The 15,841-nt window shown below is 37.6% G+C and carries 15 protein-coding genes and 1 tRNA gene; 7 read left to right on the top strand and 9 right to left on the bottom strand.

Annotation, left to right across the window (positions count from 1 at the left end; genetic code table 11):
* Positions 1–48: 48 nt before the first annotated feature.
* Positions 49–1,005 (top strand): calcium/sodium antiporter, encoded by a 957-nt coding sequence (locus tag A3Q34_RS00940; RefSeq protein WP_070373661.1) that lies wholly within the window; start codon positions 49–51, stop codon positions 1,003–1,005.
* An 81-nt stretch (positions 1,006–1,086) separates the two neighbouring features.
* On the opposite strand, the gene cspD is transcribed toward A3Q34_RS00940, so the two are convergent.
* Positions 1,087–1,314, bottom strand: a complete 228-nt coding sequence (gene cspD, locus A3Q34_RS00935) for a cold shock domain-containing protein CspD (RefSeq protein ID WP_070373660.1) — start codon at positions 1,312–1,314, stop codon at positions 1,087–1,089.
* Positions 1,315–1,514: 200 nt separating this feature from the next.
* Here cspD and clpS point away from each other — a divergent pair, with 200 nt between their 5' ends.
* Positions 1,515–1,835 (top strand): ATP-dependent Clp protease adapter ClpS, encoded by a 321-nt coding sequence (gene clpS, locus A3Q34_RS00930; protein ID WP_070373659.1) that lies wholly within the window; start codon positions 1,515–1,517, stop codon positions 1,833–1,835.
* A gap of 28 nt (positions 1,836–1,863) precedes the next feature.
* Entirely contained in the window at positions 1,864–4,113 is a 2,250-nt protein-coding gene (gene clpA, locus A3Q34_RS00925) for an ATP-dependent Clp protease ATP-binding subunit ClpA (RefSeq protein ID WP_070373658.1), read from the top strand.
* A 147-nt stretch (positions 4,114–4,260) separates the two neighbouring features.
* On the opposite strand, the gene A3Q34_RS00920 is transcribed toward clpA, so the two are convergent.
* The gene (locus tag A3Q34_RS00920; RefSeq protein ID WP_070373657.1) at positions 4,261–5,322 is read right to left on the bottom strand and encodes a 3-deoxy-7-phosphoheptulonate synthase; all 1,062 of its coding nucleotides are present in this window, start codon (positions 5,320–5,322) and stop codon (positions 4,261–4,263) included.
* Positions 5,323–5,460: 138 nt separating this feature from the next.
* Positions 5,461–6,270 carry a posphoenolpyruvate synthetase regulatory kinase/phosphorylase PpsR gene (ppsR, locus tag A3Q34_RS00915; RefSeq protein ID WP_070373656.1) on the bottom strand — a complete coding sequence of 270 codons (810 nt, stop codon included), beginning with the start codon at positions 6,268–6,270 and terminating at the stop codon, positions 5,461–5,463.
* Between the two features lie 323 nt (positions 6,271–6,593).
* Between ppsR and ppsA the strand changes: the two genes are divergently transcribed.
* The 3 genes from ppsA (at position 6,594) to A3Q34_RS00900 (ending at position 12,562) form a co-directional block, all read left to right on the top strand.
* Positions 6,594–8,972 carry a phosphoenolpyruvate synthase gene (gene ppsA / locus A3Q34_RS00910; RefSeq protein ID WP_070373655.1) on the top strand — a complete coding sequence of 793 codons (2,379 nt, stop codon included), beginning with the start codon at positions 6,594–6,596 and terminating at the stop codon, positions 8,970–8,972.
* Between the two features lie 202 nt (positions 8,973–9,174).
* On the top strand, positions 9,175–12,252 hold the full coding sequence (gene ydiJ, locus A3Q34_RS00905; RefSeq protein ID WP_070373654.1) for a D-2-hydroxyglutarate dehydrogenase YdiJ: 3,078 nt from the start codon (positions 9,175–9,177) through the stop codon (positions 12,250–12,252).
* Positions 12,253–12,358: 106 nt separating this feature from the next.
* Positions 12,359–12,562: a hypothetical protein gene (locus tag A3Q34_RS00900; RefSeq protein ID WP_070373653.1), complete on the top strand. Its 204-nt coding sequence runs from the start codon at positions 12,359–12,361 to the stop codon at positions 12,560–12,562.
* Between the two features lie 25 nt (positions 12,563–12,587).
* On the opposite strand, the gene A3Q34_RS00895 is transcribed toward A3Q34_RS00900, so the two are convergent.
* The 6 genes from A3Q34_RS00895 to A3Q34_RS00870 form a co-directional block, all read right to left on the bottom strand.
* Positions 12,588–12,926, bottom strand: a complete 339-nt coding sequence (locus A3Q34_RS00895) for a TusE/DsrC/DsvC family sulfur relay protein (protein WP_070373652.1) — start codon at positions 12,924–12,926, stop codon at positions 12,588–12,590.
* Positions 12,917–13,213, bottom strand: coding sequence for a sulfurtransferase complex subunit TusB (tusB, locus tag A3Q34_RS00890; protein WP_070373651.1), 297 nt, complete (start codon positions 13,211–13,213; stop codon positions 12,917–12,919). Before tusB ends, A3Q34_RS00895 begins: the two co-directional genes overlap by 10 nt.
* A 5-nt stretch (positions 13,214–13,218) precedes the next feature.
* The gene (gene tusC, locus A3Q34_RS00885; protein ID WP_070373650.1) at positions 13,219–13,587 is read right to left on the bottom strand and encodes a sulfurtransferase complex subunit TusC; all 369 of its coding nucleotides are present in this window, start codon (positions 13,585–13,587) and stop codon (positions 13,219–13,221) included.
* Between the two features lie 10 nt (positions 13,588–13,597).
* Positions 13,598–13,972, bottom strand: coding sequence for a sulfurtransferase complex subunit TusD (gene tusD, locus A3Q34_RS00880; RefSeq protein ID WP_070373649.1), 375 nt, complete (start codon positions 13,970–13,972; stop codon positions 13,598–13,600).
* A 126-nt stretch (positions 13,973–14,098) separates the two neighbouring features.
* Positions 14,099–14,764, bottom strand: a complete 666-nt coding sequence (locus A3Q34_RS00875; RefSeq protein ID WP_070373648.1) for a Bax inhibitor-1/YccA family protein — start codon at positions 14,762–14,764, stop codon at positions 14,099–14,101.
* A gap of 254 nt (positions 14,765–15,018) precedes the next feature.
* Positions 15,019–15,597, bottom strand: a complete 579-nt coding sequence (locus tag A3Q34_RS00870) for a DNA-3-methyladenine glycosylase I (RefSeq protein ID WP_070373647.1) — start codon at positions 15,595–15,597, stop codon at positions 15,019–15,021.
* A gap of 148 nt (positions 15,598–15,745) precedes the next feature.
* Between A3Q34_RS00870 and A3Q34_RS00865 the strand changes: the two genes are divergently transcribed.
* Positions 15,746–15,836: transfer RNA gene (locus tag A3Q34_RS00865), tRNA-Ser, on the top strand.
* Positions 15,837–15,841: the final 5 nt, after the last annotated feature.

Raw genomic sequence — 15,841 nt, 5'->3', positions numbered from 1 at the left:
AAGATATAATATAGAAAATGTTTTTGTTGGATATCTTCAGGCAAATTAATGAATTATATAATGATGATTGTAGGACTGTTAATGTTAATCATTGGCGGTGAACTTTTGATACGTGGGGCCATGTCTGCGGCGAACAAACTTAACGTTTCTCCTTTTTTAAGTGGTTTAGTCATTGTTGGTTTTGGCACCTCCATGCCAGAATTAATCGTTTCAGTAAATGCCATCATGAATAACAATTCAGCTGTGGCATTAGGGAACATCATGGGGAGTAATATAGGCAATATTGGTCTTATTATTGGTACTTGTGGATTAATAGCCCCTTTGGCGTTTAAACAGTCTGCCCTTAAACGTGATGCGATAGTGATGCTAGGTGCTGTTTGTTTACTGATGTTAATAGGGCTAACGGGTTCTTTCTCTATTATTTCTGGTGTGGTGATGATTAGTGCGCTTCTGGCTTATTTAGGTTTTACCATTTACAAAGAGAAAAATCATAATACGGCTTCACATAAACTCCACCAAGCTGAAGGAAAAGAGCTACACACTAAACCTCACAAAACATGGTTGGTGATATTATCGATAGCATTCGGTTTAGGTTTTCTGATGCTAGGCGCACAATGGTTTGTTAATGGAGCAACGATTATTGCCAAAGCCTTAGGAGTTTCTGACGCGCTTATAGGGCTCACTTTAGTTGCTGTAGGTACATCTCTGCCCGAATTTACTATTTCGGTAATGGCGGTATTAAGAAAACACATGGATGTAGCTGTTGCAAATGTTGTTGGCAGTAACATTTTTAATATTCTGGGCATTCTTGGTGTTTCTTCTTTAATTTCACCCATTTCGTTCCAAGGAAGATTTGCCGAGTTTGATCAGTGGGCTTTGTTATTTATTACGTTGGTATTGACCGTATTCTTATTGTTTGGTCATTCAATAGGCAAACTAAAATCCATCTTTTTACTGTTGTTTTATGCTGCCTATGTTTCTCTTGGGTATCTCTATTTCAATTAGTTACAAGCACTGATAAAAAAATACCTGGTTGCTAGATGAGCAAACAGGTATTTTATTCGATTATTGTAGCGCAATAGAAAATTATTCTTCACCCATAGCTTCAATTTCATCAGGTGTAATACTAGCAGCATGATGACCTTTTGGGCCTGCATTTAGTTCATAATCAACGTCTTGACCAGCTTTTAATGTACGGTATCCTTCCATTTGGATTGTTGAATAATGCGCGAAAATATCTTCACCACCATCCTCTGGACGAATAAAACCAAACCCTTTTGCATTATTAAACCACTTCACTGTCCCGTGAGCCATACTTCAACTTCCTTCTACATCGGTAATTAGGTATGCTTGCATAAAAGCATTAACATAAATGTATTAATGATTAAAAAATAATCACTAAAGTAAACAGTAGACAAGTTACATAAATAATCAAGTTAAATTTATCAGTTAATTGAATATTTATTTTTTTAAATGTTAAAGCAAAATCACTAGGTACAGACTAATATAAAATTATGAGCAAGTGGAAAGAGTTACTAGATAATCAAGAAGTCCTTGAAGACGAACTTGTAGAGCAATTTGAAAAGCCCCCTATGTATACTGTTGTGTTACTTAACGATGATTATACGCCGATGGATTTTGTCATAGATGTGCTGTGTCGATTTTTTAATATGAACTCAGATAAGGCGACCGACGTAATGTTAGAGATTCATTATAAAGGAAAGGGGCGATGCGGTACTTTTACTGCTGAAATAGCAGAAACAAAAGTTGAACAAGTTAATCAATACGCATTAGAAAATGAGCACCCATTGCAATGTACAATGGAAAAAGCGTGAATTCGCATGGTTTAAAGTGGAGTAGTCTATGCTGAACAAAGATTTAGAAATATCATTAAATATGGCTTTCCGTCAAGCCAAGGACTCCCGTCATGAATTTATGACGGTTGAGCATTTATTATTAGCCTTATTAGATAACCCTTCATCAATCGAAGCACTTAAAGCTTGTGCTGCCGATATGGGAAAAATACGTAAAGAGTTATTAGATTTTATAGCCGAAACAACGCCAGTGATCCCAGAAGGGGAAATTGAACGTGAAACTCAACCAACGTTAGGTTTTCAGCGTGTATTACAACGAGCTGTTTTTCATGTGCAATCTTCTGGAAAAAGTGAAGTTAACGGATCCAATGTCCTGGTTGCTATTTTCAGTGAACAAGAATCTCAAGCAGCTTATTTTCTGAAAAAATCAGACATTAGCCGTTTAGATATTGTCAATTTTATTTCTCATGGAATTTCTAAAATAGAACAGACGGATTCTCCGCAATCTACCGAAGAACCACACGTCGAAGAACCCCGTACTATTGAAAACTTTGCTACTAATCTTAACGAAGAAGCGAGAAAAGGGAATATTGATCCGTTAATTGGTCGCGATAGCGAATTAGAACGGACTTTACAGGTGCTAAGTCGTCGCCGTAAGAATAACCCTTTATTTGTTGGTGAAGCAGGTGTGGGTAAAACGGCTATTGCCGAAGGACTTGCCAATTTAGTTATTTCTGATGATGTACCTGAATTCTTAGCTGAAACCACTATTTACTCGCTTGATATGGGCGCTTTATTAGCAGGCACCAAATACCGTGGTGATTTTGAAAAACGTTTTAAAGGCTTATTAAAAGAGTTAGAAGAAGAGGGCAATGCCATTCTATTTATCGATGAAATTCATACGATAATTGGTGCGGGTGCTGCTTCAGGTGGCATGATGGACGCTTCTAATTTAATAAAACCATTATTATCATCAGGAAAACTCCGTTGCATGGGTTCAACGACCTATCAAGAATACCAAAGTGTTTTTGAAAAAGATCGTGCATTAGCGCGCCGTTTTCAAAAAATAGATGTTGTTGAGCCAAGTGTTGACGACACCACTAAGATATTGCATGGTTTAAAAGAAAAATACGAATCACATCACGGTATTCGTTATACCAATAAAGCCTTGCGTGCAGCCGCACAATTGTCAGCTAAATATATCAATGAGCGTTTTCTTCCCGATAAAGCCATTGATGTTATTGATGAAGCAGGTGCAAAACAACAACTAGTTGCTGCTTCTAAGCGTAAAAAAGTAATTAACGACAGTGATATAGAATCTATTGTTGCCAAAATGGCGAGGATCCCTGAAAAGTCAGTTTCATCATCAGAAAAAGATAGTCTTAAGACATTAGACCGTAATTTGAAAATGGTTGTTTTTGGACAAGATCACGCTATTGATGAACTGACTTCAGTAATTCGCTTATCTCGTGCTGGTTTAGGCAATGAACACAAACCTGTTGGTTCGTTCTTATTTGCCGGGCCAACTGGGGTGGGTAAAACAGAAGTAACACAACAATTGGCTAAATCTTTAGGTGTCGAACTATTACGCTACGACATGTCAGAGTACATGGAGAAACATGCGGTAAGCCGCTTAATAGGTGCTCCTCCAGGTTATGTGGGTTATGAGCAAGGCGGTTTATTAACGGATGCAGTTATTAAGCACCCTCATTCTGTGGTCTTGTTAGATGAGATTGAAAAAGCGCATGAAGATGTTTATAACATTTTATTGCAGGTCATGGACCACGGAACATTAACTGATAATAACGGTCGTAAAGCTGATTTTAGAAATATTGTTTTAGTGTTAACAACCAATGCGGGAGCTCATGAAATAACTCGCCAATCTATTGGTTTTAAACAACAAGATCAGTCAATTGATGCAATGGGTGAAATTAATAAAACCTTCTCACCTGAATTTAGAAATCGTTTAGACAATATTGTCTGGTTCAACCATTTAGATGAAGTTGTTATTCAACAAGTGGTTGATAAATTTATTGTTGAACTACAAGCACTACTTGATCAAAAAGGCGTTTCATTAGAATTAACGAAAGACGCTAGAAAATGGTTGGCTGTTAACGGTTATGATAAATCGATGGGCGCTCGACCTATGTCACGTCTAATACAAGAGCACTTAAAGAAACCATTAGCTAATGAATTATTGTTTGGTGATCTAACACACGGTGGCGTGGCGAAAGTTGGTGTCAAAAAAGATAAATTAGTACTCAGTTATATTCAAAAGAAAGAATTGGTTGAGCATTAGCAACAAACGGAGCTAACCAAACACTTTACGTTACGGTGTTTGGTTTCGTTTCATTTAGATAAATTTTGTTGAATATAAAAAAGCCGCTGGGGAGTTATCCTCAGCGGCTTTTTTATTTAAGCGTTGAAATATACCTTATAGACAAATTTAACGTTGAGTTGAACGTTTAGCTTGAACAGCCGCCGATAACTCATCTAACAAACTGACACTGGTGTCTAAGTTAATACAGGCATCAGTGATACTTTGTCCGTAGGTGAGTTTGTTAACATCAACGACTTTTTGATTACCCTCAACTAAGAAGCTTTCAACCATGACACCAAATATAGCCTTGTCACCTTGCTCCATTTGAGCTCTTAAAGAGCGAGCAACGTCAATTTGTTTGTTATGGTCTTTAAAACTATTACCATGGCTACAATCGATCATAATACGATTTTCTAAGCCAGCTTTAGCTAATACTTCACCGGTCTTACTAATGTTTTCTGCGTGATAGTTCGGCTCTTTACCGCCACGTAAAATAACATGAGCAAATGGGTTACCATGCGTTTGATAAATACACATTTGACCACTTTTATTAGGTGAGTATAAAACATGAGGCACACTTGAGGCATTGATGGCGTCAACAGCAATCTGTACATTTCCGTCAGTGCCATTTTTAAAACCTACCGGACATGAAAGTGCTGAAGCTAATTCTCGGTGAACTTGGCTTTCAGTTGTTCTAGCACCAATAGCTCCCCAGCTTATTAAGTCTGAAATATATTGGCCGGTCACCATATCTAAAAATTCAGTGCCCGCAGGTAAACCGAGTTTATTAATATCCATTAATAATGAGCGAGCTAGGTTTAAGCCTTTGGCTACATGAAAAGATTTATCTAAATCAGGGTCACTGATCAAGCCTTTCCAGCCAACCGTTGTACGAGGCTTTTCAAAATAAACACGCATGACAATCAATAAATCATCTCGGTACTTATCATGTAATACTTTAAGTTTCTCTGCGTAATCAACAGCAGCAGTGGTGTCATGAATTGAACACGGGCCAATAATGACCAGTAAACGGTCGTCGTCACCGGTGATAATCGCTTCAATGTCTTTTCTGCTTTGGATGATAAAACTCGCTGTTTCATCATCTAGTGGGATTTGCTGTGCTAATTCTTCAGGAGAAACAAGGTTTTCAATTAGCGTGGTTCTAAATTCATCCGTTTTAATAGTCATGGTAATCTAATTTTTTTATTTGAAGGCGTTAATGCGCAATAAAAAAGCCAGCGCAATATAATTTATCGCGCTAACATAACCAAATTAGCGGCTTATGTGAAATGCTTTCTGTATTTTGAAAGATTAATTTGAACTAAGTTAATATTTATAGCGTTGTAAGCCTGTTTCATTTAGGATTTTTGCTGATATTTCTTCTACGGAAAACTTTGTGCTGTTAAGGAAGGGAATTTTTTCTTTTTTATACAGTTTTTCCACTTCTCTAACTTCCATTCGACACTGTCGTGCTGATGAGTATTTACTGTTCGCTAATCTTTCACCGCGAATATCAATTAAGCGTTGCGCGTCGATAGTTAAGCCAAACAGTTTCTTTTTATGAGGTTTTAAAAAGTCAGGTAAAGTCAGGTCGTCCATATCATCATCAGTAAAAGGGTAGTTCGCCGCTTTAATACCATATTGTAGTGCGAGGTATAACGAGGTTGGTGTTTTACCCGAGCGCGATACACCGACGAGAATAACGTCGGCATGCTCATAATTGGTAACATTTGAACCGTCATCATTAGCCAGTGAATAATTAACCGCATCAATACGGTAATCATAACTATTTTCGTGAATACTGTGCGTGCGATGAGCGGTAGGCTTAGCGTCTAGTTGCAGTTCTTTCTCAAGTGGCGCGACAAAATGCTCTAGGAAGTTATAAATAACGCCATCACAACTATCAATAATTTTTCTAATGTCGTTATTAACAAAGGTATGAAAAACTAACGGTGGCATACCGGTACGTTTAGCGGCTTTATTAATTTTTATTTTTGCTGCTTCTGCTTTTTCAACAGTTTCAACAAATGAGATAGTGTCGTGATCAAATTCCATTGGGAAAAGTGACAACAAAGCATGACCAAAAACCTCTGATGTAATGGCTGTGCCATCAGAAATATAAAAAGCAGCGCGCATTTAAAAACCTCTTTATTATCTTTAATACCCAGCGAATAAAATTAACTAAGATTTTTTATAGTTAAAATAAATGACTACTGCCAGATAAAATTAATAAGTAGCTTAATGACTTAATAAATTTTATACAGGGTATTTACCCATTTTTCTGATAAAAACTAGGTCATTCAATTAATCAAATGGGTATAACTGTAACTTATACTGAAATGTTTCAAATAACATTTCAGTTTATAAAGTTCGCAGTGTAAAATGTCTTAAGCTATAAATATACTGATATAACTCATAAATCTATTTATTTTTGTTTCTTTTTTTTTGGAGAAGATGTCGTGCAAGAAAATGTACTTTGGTATGAAGTTTTAGGAATGAATGATGTTGACCGCGTTGGCGGAAAAAATGCATCACTTGGTGAAATGATCTCAAACCTTTCAAACGTAGGCGTGCAAGTCCCAGGTGGTTTTGCTACGACTTCCTTCGCATTTAATGAATTCTTAGAACAAAGTGGCATCAACGACAAAATATATCAGTTGCTTGATAATTTAGATGTTGATGACCTAGCCGCATTATCAAAATCAGGTGAAACAATCCGTAATTGGATCATAGAAACACCATTTCTACCTGAAATGCAGCAAGATATAGCAAAAGCCTACACCACCTTAGCCGATGGTTTTGCTGACGATGCTTCATTTGCTGTTCGTTCTTCAGCAACGGCAGAAGATATGCCCGATGCTTCTTTTGCGGGACAACAAGAAACTTTCTTAAACGTACGTGGTTTTGACGCTGTGATGATAGCGATCAAACATGTTTACGCTTCTTTATTTAACGACCGTGCTATTTCTTACCGTGTTCATCAAGGTTATGACCATCGAGGTGTTGCTTTATCTGCTGGCATTCAGCGTATGGTACGTAGTGATATCGCTTCAAGCGGTGTGATGTTCTCTATCGATACTGAGTCTGGCTTTGAAGATGTAGTCTTTATTACCTCAAGTTACGGTTTAGGTGAAATGGTGGTGCAGGGCGCAGTTAACCCTGATGAATTTTATGTTCATAAACCTACACTTGCTAAAGGTAGACCGTCGGTTGTTCGTCGTAATATTGGTAGTAAAGCCATAAAAATGATTTACACCACAGATCAAAGTCATGGCAAACAAGTTGAAATTGTTGATATTGAAGAAAAGTTGTCTAATCAATTTTCATTAACCGATGATGAAGTTCAAGAACTTGCCAAACAAGCCGTTATTATTGAAAAGCATTATCAACGTCCAATGGATATTGAATGGGCTAAAGATGGCTTAGACGGTAAGCTTTACATCGTTCAGGCGCGCCCTGAAACAGTTCGTAGCCGCGAAAGCGCTAATGTCATGGAACAGTTTCAATTACAAACAACCGCTGATGTTATTTGTGAAGGTCGCTCAATAGGTCACAAAATTGGTAGTGGTGAAGCAAAGGTTTTAGCTTCACTGGCTGAAATGGACAAAATTAAGCCCGGTGATGTTTTAGTCACCGATATGACAGATCCTGATTGGGAGCCTATTATGAAGCGTGCTTCTGCGATTGTTACTAATCGTGGTGGTAGAACTTGTCATGCTGCAATTATTGCTCGTGAAATGGGTATTCCTGCGGTTGTTGGTTGTGGTGATGCGACAAAACGTATTGCTAATGGCGATGATATTACCGTTTCTTGTGCTGAAGGTGATACCGGTTTTATCTACAAAGGTAAACTTGATTTTACTGTAACCACTTCTCAAGTTGATTCGATGCCAGAAGTTCCATTAAAAATAATGATGAATGTTGGTAACCCAGACCGAGCCTTTGGTTTTGCTCGTTTACCTCATGCGGGTATTGGTTTAGCGCGTTTAGAATTCATTATTAATAAGATGATTGGCATTCATCCAAAAGCGTTGTTAAATTTTGATGAGCAATCTGACGATTTAAAAGATGAAATTAACGACATTATCGTTGGTTATGCTAGCCCAGTTGAATTTTATATTGCTAAGTTAACTGAAGGTATTGCAACCTTAGCGTCAGCTTATTCGCCTGAGAAAGTAATCGTTAGAATGTCTGATTTCAAATCAAACGAATATGCTAACTTAGTTGGCGGCGACGTGTTTGAACCGGAAGAAGAAAATCCAATGATTGGCTATCGCGGCGCAGCACGTTATATCTCTAAAGATTTCCGTGAATGTTTTGCACTTGAGTGTGAAGCCATTAAACGCGTGCGAAACGACATGGATTTTACCAACGTTGAAATCATGATCCCATTTGTTCGTACGGTAGAAGAAGCCGAGCAAGTTATTGAAATACTCGCTGAGAATGGTCTAAAACGTGGTGAGAATGGTTTACGCGTTATTATGATGTGTGAATTACCGTCGAACTGTTTGTTAGCCGATCAATTTCTAGATCATTTTGACGGATTTTCTATCGGTTCAAACGATTTAACGCAATTAACACTAGGTTTAGACCGTGACTCTGGTTTAATCGCTCATTTATTTGATGAACGCAATCCAGCCATTAAAGCCTTATTGTCGATGGCGATTAAAGCTTGTAAAGCGCGTGGCAAATATGTCGGTATTTGTGGCCAAGGCCCGTCAGATCACCCTGATTTTGCCGCATGGTTGGTTGAAGAAGGTATCGACAGTGTTTCGCTTAATCCAGATACGGTATTAGCGACTTGGTTGTATATTGCTGAAAACCACAAGAATAAATAATCGTATAGCGTGGTTTATCGATTAATAATGTGAGGTCATAGCCTCACTGGCAATATAATAAACAAAGGCTAGGTTCTTTTTACTATAAGTTTAGTTAAAAAGTTCTTAGCCTTTTTGCACTCTTCAACAAAACTTGAGTCATAATTCAAAACTGACGTGATATACTTAGCTTAACCTTAAATCGTTAATATGTTTTTCGTCTATGTCTCAGAGCTTACCTTCATTAGAACATCAAGAACTTATCGCTCCACTGTATCAAAAGTTTTCTCAGGAGCTTGGTAACAGTCAATATAGCGGTGAAATTAATTGCCAATATAGTGCTCGGCTAGCGGTTGCTACCGACAACAGCATTTATCAACAATTACCACAATTGGTTTTACATCCTCGAAGTAAGCAAGACGTACAATTGATCAGTCAATTGTCTTCAACGCCAAAGTATCAAAGTATTAAGTTTAGTGCGCGTGGCGGTGGAACTGGCACCAATGGACAAAGCTTAACGCCAGGCATTGTCGTTGACTTGTCAAAATATATGAACCGTATTTTAGAAATTAATATTGAAGAAAACTGGATACGTGTTGAAGCGGGCGTTATCAAAGATCAATTAAATGATTATTTACGTCCACACGGTTTTTTCTTTTCTCCAGATTTATCAACCAGTAGCCGTGCAACTATTGGTGGCATGATTAATACGGATGCTTCCGGACAAGGCTCTCTGGTCTATGGCAAAACCTCTAATCATGTTTTAGCCCTAGAATCGGTTTTAGCCAATGGTGACTTTCTGTCAACATCTCCGATGTCCATTGAGGAAGCGGAAGAACTCGCGCAACAAAATAGCAGTTACGGTCATATTGTTAAACAAGTACTTGCCTCATGTCGTGACAACCGAGCCTTGATTTTAGAAAAATTTCCCCGTTTAAATCGTTTTTTAACAGGTTATGATCTAGAAAATGTTTTTAACGATGATTTAAGCCAAGTTGATATTTCTCGTTTGATCACCGGTTCAGAAGGTTCGTTAGCCTTTGTTTGTGAGGCAAAACTCAACTTAACGCCAATTTTAAAAGCTAAAACACTGATTGTAATTAAATATGACAGTTTTGATTCTGCGCTGCGCCATTCACCGGCACTTGTAGAAGCTAAAGCGACTTCAGTTGAAACCATTGATTCAAAAGTCTTAAATTTAGCCAAACAAGATATTGTCTGGCATTCGGTGCGTGATTTAATCACCGATGTTGACAGCAAAGTCATGGACGGTATTAATATTGTTGAGTACAACGGCACCAGTATTGAAGCGTTAGCCGATCAGGTTGCACAATTAACAGCACGTTTAGATAGCGACATTAGCAATAATACCGGTGTTATTGGCTATCAAGTGACCACTGATTTAAGCAGTATCAATAAACTTTATGGTATGCGAAAAAAAGCCGTTGGCCTGTTAGGCAACACAGCAGGTAGTCAAAAACCATTAGCTTTTGCCGAAGATACTGCTGTGCCACCCGAAAACTTAGCGGATTACATTGTTGAGTTTCGCGCATTACTCGATAGTTATGGTTTGCACTACGGCATGTTTGGTCATGTTGATGCGGGTGTTTTACATGTCCGTCCAGCACTCGATATGTGCGATCCTGAACAAGAAAAGTTGCTCCGCGAAATCTCTGATAAAGTCGTAACATTAACCGCTAAATATGGTGGTTTAATGTGGGGTGAACATGGCAAAGGTTATCGCAGCGAATACAGTCCAAAATTTTTCGGTGAACATTTATTTACTGAACTAAGAAAAATTAAAAGTGCTTTCGACCCGCATAATAAAATGAATCCAGGTAAAATTTGTACGCCACTTGAATCGAGTGAAAAACTAGTCTCGGTTGACGACACTAAACGGGGTTTCTATGACCGGCAAATACCTATAACGGTAAAAGATTCATTTAGTTCAGCGCTCGACTGTAATGGCAATGGCTTGTGTTTCAATTATGATGTAGACAGCCCAATGTGTCCTTCAAGCAAGGTAACGCGTGACCGAAGGCATTCGCCGAAAGGTAGAGCAGGCTTGATGCGTGAGTGGTTACGTCTTTTAGAAGCTAAGGGTGTCGACATTCTTAGTTTAGAAGAAAATATTCAGCATTGGTCTGTAAAACGTTTATTAGATAAGATAAAAAATCGTTTTTCAGCACATCAAAAAGAAGATTTTTCTCACGAAGTGATGGAAGCGATGCAAGGCTGTTTAGCCTGTAAAGCTTGTGCGAGTCAATGCCCTGTAAAAGTAGATGTTCCAGATTTTAGAGCACGCTTTGTTAACTTATATCATTCAAGATACTTCCGTCCGTTAAAAGATCACTTAGTCGCTAATGTAGAAACATTAACACCATTAATGGCCAAATCTCCGAAATTAATAAATTCGGTATTATCCCAAAAATGGTACGACAAATTTTCACGAGCAACGATTGGTTATATTGATACTCCGATACTTTCTGTACCTACCTTAGCAAAGCAAGTCAGAGAAAAAAATTATCAATCCTTTGACCTTGCTTATTTACAAGGACTCAATAAAGAGCAACAAGCGAGTCATGTGCTGATCGTTCAAGACCCGTTTACTTCTTTTTATGATGCTAACGTCGTTGAAGCTATGATGGCATTAATTGAAAAGTTAGGTTTTACCCCAATATTATTACCGTTTAAACCTAATGGTAAACCGCAGCACGTAAAAGGATTTTTAGCTAAATTTGCAAAGACAGCTAAAAATACCGCTGAATTTTTAAATGAACTTCATCAGTTAAATATACCTATGGTCGGTTTAGATGCTTCATTAACGCTTTGCTATCGCGACGAATATAAACAAACGCTTGGTGATAAGCGTGGCGATTTTCACGTGCTGTTAGCCCATGAATGGTTATTAACGGTTATAGAACATAAGAATACTAAAATAGCACTTTCATCACTAACGGGTGATAAACCAGTGGCGCCTTATAAATTATTTGCACATTGTACTGAGAAAACGGCATTAGCCGGTAGTGAAGGGCAATGGCGTGAGATATTCAAGTTATTTGGTTTGACACTTGAAAACGTCTCTGTGGGCTGTTGTGGTATGGCTGGTACTTACGGACATGAGCAAGTAAATTTTGAAAACTCGAAAATGTTATTTGAAATGAGTTGGCAAGATAAGTTAGCTAAATTAGAGGCTAAACAAGTCTTAGTGACTGGCTACTCCTGTAGAAGCCAAACAAAGCGTTTAGGAAACATGCAGACTCGTCATCCTGTGGAAGCGTTATTATCAGCTTTTGAGTAAATGTTATCATTGACTAAAGTTATGATAAAGAGAGTCGATATAGTTTGTGACAAATGTTGTACTTGTTCTAACTTGCTATGTGCATAGCTAAAACGTGAGAGGCTTTATGTCGTTATCATTGAATAATATTGAAAGTGTGCAAACAGATATAACTACAGGTTATGCATTAAAAACCGCAGCCTTATCTAAAGGTCAGCAAGAGCTTGAAGGTGAAATGGCGCTAAAGCTTATCGCCTCGGCTGGCAGTGTTGACTCCGTGGCATTACCAACATCAGGTAGCAGTGGTTTCACTATCAATATTAAAGTTTAATATTGATAGTCGGAGAGTAAAACGTTTAAATACAGCGTGCTGGTTTGGGTAAACCAGCATACTTTGTTGCTTGTTTTGCTGGCCCTTCTTTGAATAATCGATATAAGTACCGACTACTTGATTTTTCTTCGCCAAATTCTGCTTTCATCGCTTTTGTTAACGCTCTTATTGCCGGGGACGTATTGTAAGTCAGGTAGAACTCTCTAACAAAGCGTATAACTTCAAAGTGTTGCTCCGTTAATAGCAATTGGTCTTTATCCGCAATTATCTGCGCTAAATCTGTATGCCAGTCTTTAAAGTTAACTAAATAACCTTGCTTGTCGGTGGCGATTTCTTGCTCATTGAAAAGTAAACTCACTGCCAAGTTACCGATTTTTCTGTTGCACAAATCAATGTCATTAATGCATCGAGTGATAAAGTGTTTATCTTTTCTTTATCAATTGTTATAGCTCTTGCTTGTGCGTGCGCTTCAACAATATAAAGCGCGGGCAGCGCTATTTTACTTAAGGCTTGTTGCCATAAATCATGACTAAGGTTATAGCAACCATCATCAAGTAGCACGATAGTGTCATTTACTTGTATTACGTCAAGGCATTGTTCAAAGTCGCTTGTTTGAAAAGCGGATGTGCGCACTAAGTGAAGCATACTCATGTGGGTTAAAACCTTAATATTGATTGATGTTGGTGTAATGATATCGAGAACTCTGCACGGTCAAGTACGGCTACGTTTTCAATAGAAAAATCGTTAGCCAAGCCACGTTGAGTCAGTGAATGTTGGCAAACATAAATATTTTCAATATCATAAAACTTTAATGCCGCTAACGTTTTTAAAAAGTCTTTTTGTTGAATAAATTCAGGTTGTTGTTTGGCTATTAATTGATAAACGCCATCACCTTGAAAATACAAACTAATGGCTTGTTCATAAGAGCCAAAAATAAGGGCAACATCAAGAGAATCTTTAGCATTTGCTGCTGAAAAGGGGGCACTGGCATTAACGATAGCAACTGATTTTTTGGCTTGAGACATGATAAATTCCTTACAGTTGAATTAAACGATCAGCGTTGACATTCAATTCTACTAACTCACCTAGACCCGATAAGGTAAATGCCTGATGAATAGTAGCGGTTTGACCATCATTAATATCATCACTTAGCCCACGCTTTTCTGCTGCGGTCGCACATAAGTGTAAAGGAATATCATAGTCAGAATGTAATTGTTGCCATTGTCGGTGGGCTTGGTATTCGTCATTAGGCAGTGCAAGGTGCTGGCTACCATTTAAAACACCGTCTTGATAAAAAAATACGCCAACAACGTTAATATCACTCTTTAACGCAGCGATAACCATATTAATAGCAGTAGCCGTTAAGTTACTGTTGGGCGGGGTGGTAATAACAAAGGCGAGTTTTTTCACAAAATGTCCTACATACACAAGCAAACAGTGATTATAAATGAATATAAAAAAACCTCGGTGACCGTAAGATCAACGAGGTTTCATATTATAAGCAATAACTCACTTACATTCTATTATCTTACGATATTAATCATCGCCGCCCATTACGCCTAAAAGGTGTAATAAATGTACGAAGATGTTGTAAATATTCAAGTATAGAGAAATAGTTGCTCGAATGTAGTTGGTTTCACCACCATTAATTATACGACTAGTATCAAATAAGATTAAACCAGACATAATCATGATAATAGCTGCGCTAACTGCTAATGAAAGTGCCGGTATTTGAAAGAAAATATTTGCAATACTTGCAACTATTACCACAATTAAACCGACCATCAAAAAACCACCCATAAATGAGAAGTCTTTTTTGCTAGTTAATGCATAACCCGATAAGGCGAAAAATATTAATGCAGTACCACCTAAGGCTTGCATTATCATTCCAGGACCGGCAGGCATTGCAGCGTAATGGTTAAGCATAGGGCCTAGAGAGGCTCCCATTAAACCAGTGAATGCGAAAATCCAAAAAATACCACTCGCTGAATCAGCTTTTTTGTTTACAACAAACATTAAGCCAAAAGCGACTAATGTCATTATAAGAGCTGCGCCGTGTGGCAAGTTCAACGACATAGAAATAGCGGCAGTAACGGCACTAAAAGCTAATGTCATTGATAACAACATATAGGTATTTTTAAGTACCTTGTTAATTTCTATAGCTGAGCTTTTACTCGCTTGTAAACCAATATTTGATTGCATAAAACTTCCTCTGATAACTTTAGTTATACTTTTTAGATAAGGCCATTTAAGTCAAATTCAAGAGTACTCTTAAACTTTCTTTATGACATCTTGACATATTATGACATGGCGTTTTTTAAAATACTATTATTTAGTTGCTTAAATTTGTTGATATTTACTAATAATTTGTGAATATTTGTAACTAAAAAATTTAGCCGCATTAACTAGCATAGGTGGCTTGTTGATGATTGTTAATTTTCCAAGGTATTACTCACTTATTTTCTAAAACAGCTATTTGAGTGGTCATTTATCAATCCGGTTGCTTGTAAGTGTGAATATAAGGTTGTTGATCCTAGAAATTTAAAGCCAATCTTCTTCATGTCTTTGGCTAATCTATCACTAATAGGGGACGTAGCAACTGATTTCTCTGTATCATTTATACTGTTAACTTGGGTTTTATTATCAACATAAGACCAGATGAACTGACAAAAACTTCCGTACTCTTGCTGTATTTCAATAAATCGTTGTGCATTATTAATAGCCGCTACTATTTTAAGCCTGTTGCGTACTATTGAGGCATCTTGCATTAAACGTTCTACATCGTCGTTAGTAAACCTTGCAACTTTATTTACATCAAAGTCTAAAAATAACGTACGGTAACCTTCACGTTTCTTAAGAATAGTGTACCAACTTAAGCCAGCTTGTGCTGATTCTAAAACAAGCGATTCAAACATCACTTTATCGTCATGAACCGGCACTCCCCACTCTTCATCGTGGTATTTTACATAATCAGGTTTTGAGGTATCAAGCCAAGAACAGCGGCACTTGTTTACAGAAAAATTATTATTACCCATATACACCCTTGAAGATTGTTTAAATAGCTAGCGATTTGTTGTTTTTTTTAGCAAACAAACATTTTTGTTAAATAAATGCTTTACAAGTCTTTTTCTACACTTTAATATTCGCCTCGTCTTCAAGCAAGCAATTGTTTTTAGACATTCAGGTGAGATGGCTGAGTGGTCGAAAGCACTGGTCTTGAAAACCAGCAAGGGTTTATAGCCCTTCTAGAGTTCAAATCTCTATCTCACCGCCACATTA

It is taken from the genome of Colwellia sp. PAMC 20917 (genome assembly GCF_001767295.1).
GTDB lineage: Bacteria > Pseudomonadota > Gammaproteobacteria > Enterobacterales > Alteromonadaceae > Colwellia_A.
This window is presented reverse-complemented; position numbering and strand designations above follow the sequence as displayed.